Here is a 2,091-nt window from a genome sequence, read left to right as displayed (position 1 = left end):
GATTGACGTTACTCGCAGAAGAAGCACCGGCTAACTCCGTGCCAGCAGCCGCGGTAATACGGAGGGTGCAAGCGTTAATCGGAATTACTGGGCGTAAAGCGCACGCAGGCGGTCTGTCAAGTCGGATGTGAAATCCCCGGGCTCAACCTGGGAACTGCATCCGAAACTGGCAGGCTAGAGTCTTGTAGAGGGGGGTAGAATTCCAGGTGTAGCGGTGAAATGCGTAGAGATCTGGAGGAATACCGGTGGCGAAGGCGGCCCCCTGGACAAAGACTGACGCTCAGGTGCGAAAGCGTGGGGAGCAAACAGGATTAGATACCCTGGTAGTCCACGCCGTAAACGATGTCGACTTGGAGGTTGTGCCCTTGAGGCGTGGCTTCCGGAGCTAACGCGTTAAGTCGACCGCCTGGGGAGTACGGCCGCAAGGTTAAAACTCAAATGAATTGACGGGGGCCCGCACAAGCGGTGGAGCATGTGGTTTAATTCGATGCAACGCGAAGAACCTTACCTACTCTTGACATCCAGAGAACTTGGCAGAGATGCCTTGGTGCCTTCGGGAACTCTGAGACAGGTGCTGCATGGCTGTCGTCAGCTCGTGTTGTGAAATGTTGGGTTAAGTCCCGCAACGAGCGCAACCCTTATCCTTTGTTGCCAGCGATTCGGTCGGGAACTCAAAGGAGACTGCCAGTGATAAACTGGAGGAAGGTGGGGATGACGTCAAGTCATCATGGCCCTTACGAGTAGGGCTACACACGTGCTACAATGGCGCATACAAAGAGAAGCGACCTCGCGAGAGCAAGCGGACCTCATAAAGTGCGTCGTAGTCCGGATTGGAGTCTGCAACTCGACTCCATGAAGTCGGAATCGCTAGTAATCGTGGATCAGAATGCCACGGTGAATACGTTCCCGGGCCTTGTACACACCGCCCGTCACACCATGGGAGTGGGTTGCAAAAGAAGTAGGTAGCTTAACCTTCGGGAGGGCGCTTACCACTTTGTGATTCATGACTGGGGTGAAGTCGTAACAAGGTAACCGTAGGGGAACCTGCGGTTGGATCACCTCCTTACCTTAAAGAAACGTTCTTTGTAGTGCTCACACAGATTGTCTGATGAAAAGTAAATAGCAAGGCGTCTTGCGATTGAGACTTATACGTCCCCTTCGTCTAGAGGCCCAGGACACCGCCCTTTCACGGCGGTAACAGGGGTTCGAATCCCCTAGGGGACGCCACTTGCTGGTATGTGTGAGTGAAAGTCGCCGACCTTAATATCTCAAAACTTACCTTCGGGTGACGTTTGAGATATTTGCTCTTTAAAAATCTGGATCAAGCTGAAAATTGAAACGACACACTGTTTCATTTCTCCGTAATAAGAAATGAAAAATGGTGTGTTCGAGTCTCTCAAATTTTCACAACACGGTGGTGTTTTACGAAACATCTTCGGGTTGTGAGGTTAAGCGACTAAGCGTACACGGTGGATGCCCTGGCAGTCAGAGGCGATGAAGGACGTGCTAATCTGCGATAAGCGTCGGTAAGGTGATATGAACCGTTATAACCGGCGATTTCCGAATGGGGAAACCCAGTGTGATTCGTCACACTATCATTACGTGAATCCATAGCGTAATGAAGCGAACCGGGGGAACTGAAACATCTAAGTACCCCGAGGAAAAGAAATCAACCGAGATTCCCCCAGTAGCGGCGAGCGAACGGGGAGCAGCCCAGAGTCTGAATCAGCTTGTGTGTTAGTGGAACGGTCTGGAAAGTCCGACGGTACAGGGTGATAGTCCCGTACACCAAAATGCACAGGTTGTGAACTCGAAGAGTAGGGCGGGACACGTGGTATCCTGTCTGAATATGGGGGGACCATCCTCCAAGGCTAAATACTCCTGACTGACCGATAGTGAACCAGTACCGTGAGGGAAAGGCGAAAAGAACCCCGGCGAGGGGAGTGAAAAAGAACCTGAAACCGTGTACGTACAAGCAGTGGGAGCCTACTTGTTAGGTGACTGCGTACCTTTTGTATAATGGGTCAGCGACTTATATTCTGTAGCAAGGTTAACCGTATAGGGGAGCCGAAGGGAAACCGAGTCTTAACT

The 2,091-nt window shown here is 51.6% G+C and carries 1 tRNA gene and 2 other annotated features; the gene reads left to right on the top strand.

Annotated features, from left to right (window positions below):
- The first annotated feature begins 21 nt into the window (after window positions 1-21).
- Window positions 22-69, top strand: a sequence feature (16S ribosomal RNA rRNA prediction is too short).
- An 11-nt stretch (window positions 70-80) separates the two neighbouring features.
- Window positions 81-1,053, top strand: a sequence feature (most likely nonfunctional fraction of RNA operon).
- A gap of 98 nt (window positions 1,054-1,151) precedes the next feature.
- A tRNA-Glu gene (locus SK32_RS13965) sits at window positions 1,152-1,227 on the top strand.
- Window positions 1,228-2,091: the final 864 nt, after the last annotated feature.

Source organism: Citrobacter sp. MGH100, assembly GCF_001034465.1.
In the GTDB taxonomy this organism is placed as follows: domain Bacteria; phylum Pseudomonadota; class Gammaproteobacteria; order Enterobacterales; family Enterobacteriaceae; genus Citrobacter; species Citrobacter youngae.
This window is presented reverse-complemented; position numbering and strand designations above follow the sequence as displayed.